Source organism: Pseudomonas nitroreducens TX1 (assembly GCF_000313755.1).
Classification (GTDB): Bacteria; Pseudomonadota; Gammaproteobacteria; order Pseudomonadales; family Pseudomonadaceae; genus Pseudomonas; species Pseudomonas nitroreducens_A.
This window is the reverse complement of the sequence record NZ_AMZB01000054.1, coordinates 1-5,113: the sequence shown is the minus strand read 5'-3', so window position 1 is coordinate 5,113 and position 5,113 is coordinate 1. Positions and strand designations below refer to the sequence as shown.

General features: G+C 54.4%; 3 protein-coding genes. All 3 read right to left on the bottom strand.

The annotated features are described in order from the left end of the window. Positions 1-163: 163 nt before the first annotated feature. On the bottom strand, positions 164-1,072 hold the full coding sequence (locus C167_RS0101170) for a transporter (protein WP_017516452.1): 909 nt from the start codon (positions 1,070-1,072) through the stop codon (positions 164-166). 363 nt (positions 1,073-1,435) lie between these two features. Beyond that, complete coding sequence (locus tag C167_RS0101165; protein WP_017516451.1) at positions 1,436-3,823, bottom strand: pyruvate formate lyase family protein; 2,388 nt, start codon at positions 3,821-3,823, stop codon at positions 1,436-1,438. Positions 3,824-4,066: 243 nt separating this feature from the next. Beyond that, entirely contained in the window at positions 4,067-5,089 is a 1,023-nt protein-coding gene (locus tag C167_RS33495) for an AraC family transcriptional regulator (RefSeq protein WP_081596631.1), read from the bottom strand. Positions 5,090-5,113 lie beyond the last annotated feature (24 nt).

Genomic DNA, 5,113 nt, shown 5'->3' with positions numbered 1-5,113 from the left:
TTTTTTCCGAATTCTGCGAGCCCCCCTCATCGACCTTGGCGGCCTGGGCGCCTGTGGCGACCAGCAGCGCGGTGAGCAGGCAGACGAAACGGCGTGATTGGGTGAGGTTAGGCATCACGCGAAACTCCTATTGTTGTTGGAATGGGAAGGCAGGCGGCGGTGCTTAGAAAACGTGTAGCAGGCGCAGATTGACCCGTCCCTGCTCCTTGAAGCCGTTGTCCACCGAGAGGTCGCGGCCGAAATTGACCAGCAGCTGGTCGCGCGGAGTGAATAACCAGCTGGCGCCGACGCTGAAGTTGCTGGTGTTGGGTTTATCGTCCATGTCTAGGCCGTCCACCTCGGTCTCGCCGCCCCACAGGCGCGAGACGCCGGCGCGCAGGTCGAAGCGCTCGTTGACGTGGTAGCGCAGGAACGCCTGGGCCTGGAACAGCGGCTTCTGCTTGAGAGTCTGGCTGGCGGGGCCGAAGTCGTCGTTCTTGCCGAAAAAGGTCACGTAGCCCACCAGGTCGAGGCTGAACTTGTCGCCCAGGCCCTCGATGTAGCCGGCCTGCAGCGCACCTTTCCAGCGGTTCTCGCCGAGGTTGATGGCGCGGTCGTTGTCGTAGCTGCCGGTGGGCAGCCAGAGGACGGGGGTGATGCCGAAGTAGCGGCGCTGTTCCGGCTGGTTCACCAGCCATACGGGGGCGGCCAGGATCAGGTCGCCGGTGCCGCTTTCGCTGCCCAGGGAGGACAGATCGTCCTTGGCGCGCACGTTGCCGAAGGGCAGGGTGACCCCCGGAGCGACGATATAACCGCCCAGTTCCATGAAGTGAACGCCGCGCAGTTTGCCCATGTCCGAGTTCAGGCCGGCGTCCAATGGCTGCTTGTGGCCGTTGGCGTAAAGGCGGTTGCGTTCGGCGTGCTGGTAGTGGAGCAGGCCTAGGTTGGTACCGGCAGGCAAGGCGGTGTAGTCGCCGGCATCGACCTCGAGGGCCGAGGCGTTGGCGGAGAAGCCGGCCAGCAGGCCGAACAGGGAGGAATGCAGCCACTGCCGGGCCAGTCTGGGCCGAGCCGCATCTGTGCTCATTTTCATGACATCACCTTTATTGTTTTTATCAACTGCTCGCAGTGGCGGGCCCTTGCGGACACGTTTTCGCCCTAGGTTCGAAGAAGAGATCTGTTGCAGCAGGTTATAGGGGTATCTTCGCACGAGACAAAACAATGGGATCAGGTATTCTGTTGTCAGCGGTGTATGGCGCTACCCTGAGCTCGGACTGACCAGAACTGGAACTTTCGAGTGTTTCACTTAGCTCAACACCAAGTACCGCTACAACTCAAGACAGATTGATATCTCTTCTATTGAGGTAGGCCTGCGAACTGCCCAAGGTTCAGCTCGCAGGCACACTTTGGTAAAACTCTACGAACAGAGTTAAGGTAGGACAAAAGTAGTCTCAGCTCAGCCCCTGTTACTACTACGCGATATCACCTCATCCTGCATTTCAGGTGATAGATCGTTGAAGTATGCCGAGTAGCCCGATACCCGAATCAGCAGGTTGGGGTGCAACTCCGGGTTGTCCCGTGCTTCAATCAGGATTTTCGGATCCAACATATTGGCCTGCACCTGCATACCGTGCCGCTTGAAGTACACCTTATACAAGCTGGCTAGCGCATCTCGTCCCTCTTCACAGTCGTAACTGGAGGCATCCAGCTTGATATTGAAATTAATACCATTGGCGAACTTCTTGTAGTCGATGCGGTTCATGGAATTCAACAACGCAGTGGTACCTCGCTTGTCCGCTCCGTTTTCAGGCGCAAAACCCGAGGCGAAGGTCTCACCAGCCCGGCGACCGTTGGGTGTAGCGCTAGTCAAACTGCCAAAATGCGTATGGGAAGTATTGGAGTACACGCCCGCCAGGTACTGGCCGCCACGGGTATTCTTGCCCAGCGCGTGAATGGAATCGGAGTAGTGATCACCGACCCACTTCATCCAGGCATCCGCCTTGGGAATGTCGTTGCCAAATTTATCGATGCCTTTCAGCCTGGTCCGCACAACCTCATCCGAGAGGTTGTCTTTCAGGTGCGCAACCAACTCCTCAAGGGTGAGCCACTTGTCCTCGAACACAGCACTCTCAATAGCCCTCAGGGAGTCGGCCACGACCGCCATACCGGTGCCCTGGATGCCGGAGAAATTGTACTTCGCGCCACCCTGCGTAGAGCAAACGCCCTGCTCCAGGCAGCCTTCGAGTGTAGCGCTGGTAAGAGGGGTGGGGTGGTGCTTGGCGTGAAAACGCTCTACCGCCTGCAGATCCCGATGGAGTTTGGCTAGCTGATGTTTTGTCTGCACATCGTAGGCGTCCAGTACATCCTGCATACATGTCATTGAAGATACTGGCGGAGTCTGCGCGCCGATTAACTTACCCGACCCAATTTGACACCCTTCATTGAGTGCCATTTCCAGAGCCAGGGCCAGGTTGTACATCCCGGCGTCGGTAGAACCCAGGGTCTTGCCCGGCGCCGTGGGCTCAACACAGCCGATGGCGACATAGTCCCTGGCATCCTCCAGGGAATAACCGACATTCATCATGGACTCGATGATGGTCTCGTCGTTATACATGGCGGGCGCCGAACCCGGGCCGAAGTTCACCCGGATGACCTCATCGTAGAATGCCTTGGGTGTGTTCTCGTGAATACGGACGTGGAAGTTGGGCTGACGCATGCGTAACTCATCGGCGAGCTCCAACATAATAAAACTCAGCTCATTGGTCGCATCGTTGCCCTCGGAATCCTGGCCCCCGATGGTAATGACTTCCCAGCTGGTCATACCGCCCAGCATTGCGCCGGCAGTTTCAGACCATACGGGAATCGTTTCACAAATTTTCACACAGAAAGCGCCAAGGAGTTCCTTGGCCTCCTCCCGGGTGATGACGCCATCTGCCAGGTCCTGCTCATAGTACGGATTAAGGAACTGATCTATACGACCCGGGCAGGTCGTCTCCCCAGTAGTTTCCTGGAATATCGCGATATGTACTAAGGTCATACATTGGACCGCTTCGTAAAAGCTGGAGGCTCCGTGACGAGGCACGCGGGTACAAACTTCCGCAATTTTTTCCAACTCCTGACGACGCACAGGATCCCTTTCATCGCTAGCAACTCGCGTGGCCTCCGCCGCATAACGGTCACCAAATTCACCTAGTGCCTCCATGGAGATCTTCACGCCACGGTAGAATTCGAGTTTTTCCGGATCAGTGGTTTGTGCCTCGAAGGCCTCCACCTCGGCGATGATGCCCTCAGCACCCAATCGAATAATCTTCTCGTAGCCAGGTGCCAGGTGCGCGATTCCTCCAGCCTCATACAATTGGTACTGCAGTGCCTCGCCCTGCTCTTTCGCAAAACGCGCACGATCTTCGTTGTTATCGAATGCAAGAACTGCTGTGTTTCTTGTGAGCCAATAAGGGATAGTTAATGCCAGTTTAATCCGATCAAGAAATTTGATATTGAGAGGGTTAACTCTGCGGGTGGGGATCTTGAAGATTTCCATCATCGGCGCAAGGCCGGCCATCTCGGGATAAATGATGCCGCCGACGCGATGGGCAGTGAAGTTGCCGACGACAAGCTCCTCCGGGTAGATTTCCACTGTCTTGTTTCTCAAAACATGGCGGGTAGCCTCGGCGATAAACACGGGGCGGGACTTCGCCTTATTGTTTTTGTTCTTGCTGAACTGTGTCCAGAGCATCGCGCGTTCAATACAGACTGCGTACTCCTCTGCTTGCACTGCCTTCTTCAGGTTCTGCACCCTTGTAACGGCCTTGGTAGTCGATTTCTGGGGATCCACTATCGCATTCATCTCGCTCTCCTCACATCTATGTCGGTTATCCAGCCTTAGCTATCCCACGGTCTGGCCCACAGGTAAATGTATACCGCCCTCAGCAGGCTGTCAGGGCAGAATGGCTTAAAGTTCCGGCGCCTGCAGAAACAAAGATGATATTTCTCCATTAATTTCTTTATTATCAATAAGATAGGACTGGCAAATTAGCTCAACACCAAAAACAATACATGGCTCTTTACGTTAGAATTGCCCCCTATTCTGTTACTGATACCTTTGCCTAAAATCCGTAAAACTGACCCCCGCCTCCTTCTTGAATAATCGGCCGAAGCTGTTTACATCACGAAATCCCAGCCTTTCGGACAATTCCGACATGGAACATTCCGTGTGGGCTGCCTCCCAGAAAGCCTCATCCATGCGATACATGGTGAGCTCACGGCTAAAGGAGGTACATGCCGCCTGCAGGTATCGTTTTAAGGTGGGAAGCGTCGTAAAGAGCTGTTGTGCACACTCCTCCTGCTTATAGAATCCACGGGAAAAGAGCGTCCGCAGTTCATTCAATCCGCCCTTGTTGGCCGGCAGCTGATTCAGTTGTGCCTGCAATACGCGCCGAGTTGCATTAGCCGACACCGGATCGGCATTCGGAATAGGCAATGCAAGAAGATCTTTGTGAATCCATATCTGGTCTGCATGTTGATTCCATTCTATCTGGCCATCAAAGAACTGCCGCCACTCTTCTGCATAATCCGGTGGCGAGCCTTGCACCCTCACAAATAGTGAACTGGTGTACTTCCGCGCCGCCTCGCCCCGAATCTGGAGTACAGACTGGAAAAACATTGAGAAATACGCTTCCAGCGAATGTCTCAGAATCGGGTCACGTGTGAATTCAGGATGGATAGTTAGGCAGCAATACTCGTGAGTATCTCGGCGCTGAACATAAAAGATTGGGGATACAAGTAATGGATAGTTCTCCTGGATATCAACCACCTGCTCCCAAGTCACGCAATTTAATGCAAGTAGACCGAGAAGCCCATGCGAAGCTACGGGAAGTCGAAGCCCAAACTGAAACCCCCAATCGCTTGCGATCCCTGCTACGACATCGGCGATTAGTCGATACTGTTGCCATGTAATGTGCAGATCGACATCATCGATATCTTGTAGACTGAGACCGGCGCCGTGTAGCAGTTCTTCTGCAGATAGCCCAAGTTCAAGCCCATACTCATAAAGATGAACTGGATGTAGCACCCAGGGAAATAGGGAGTCCTGGCCACCTATTAACTTTTTCATTTTTATTCAGGCCGCTATCAAAAC

Excerpts from the sequence above, each read along its gene's own strand:
- C167_RS0101170 (WP_017516452.1), bottom strand. The coding sequence starts at position 1,072 with ATGAAAATGAGCACAGATGCGGCTCGGCCCAGACTGGCCCGGCAGTGG.
- C167_RS0101165 (WP_017516451.1), bottom strand. The coding sequence starts at position 3,823 with ATGAATGCGATAGTGGATCCCCAGAAATCGACTACCAAGGCCGTTACA.
- C167_RS33495 (WP_081596631.1), bottom strand. The coding sequence starts at position 5,089 with ATGAAAAAGTTAATAGGTGGCCAGGACTCCCTATTTCCCTGGGTGCTA.